The following is a 511-nucleotide window of genomic DNA, read 5'->3' as shown; positions in this document are numbered from 1 at the left end:
ATTGCGTGTCGATCGAACACAAGCTCGGCATCAAGGCGAGCCCGACCGCGGTGCTGCAGTTCGGCGACCACGGCGGCGCGATCGGTCATCTGATCGGCGAAGAGAATCGCGGCCTCGAATACATGTTCATCATGATGAACGCGGCGCGCTTTGCGGTCGGCATGCAGGGCGTGGGCGTGTCGGATCGCGCTTACCAGAAGGCGGTGGCGTACGCGAAAGACCGTGTGCAAAGCCGTCCCGTGGATGGCTCGGCGAAGCAATCGGTCGCGATCATTCAGCACCCCGACGTGCGCCGCATGCTTGCGACCATGCGTGGCCTGACCGAAGCCTCGCGCGCGCTGGCCTATGTAGCGGCGGCTCACTGCGACATCGCGCATCGTCACGCTGACGAAGCCACGCGCGCGGAACATCAGGCGATCTACGAATACCTCGTGCCGATCGTGAAGGGCTGGAGCACGGAGCTGTCGATCGATGTGACGAGCCTCGGCGTACAGGTGCACGGCGGCATGGG

The 511-nt window shown here is 64.4% G+C and carries 1 protein-coding gene; it reads left to right on the top strand.

Translation table 11 applies throughout. The features are described 5' to 3' along the window. Nucleotides 1-511: acyl-CoA dehydrogenase family protein (locus P0D68_RS35505; RefSeq protein ID WP_408303741.1), on the top strand; the 511-nt coding region annotated here is incomplete at both ends.

Source organism: Paraburkholderia sp. RL17-380-BIE-A (genome assembly GCF_046028085.1).
Taxonomy (GTDB): domain Bacteria; phylum Pseudomonadota; class Gammaproteobacteria; order Burkholderiales; family Burkholderiaceae; genus Paraburkholderia.
The sequence above is the reverse complement of the archived record's forward strand: the minus strand, read 5'-3'. Positions and strand labels throughout refer to the sequence as shown.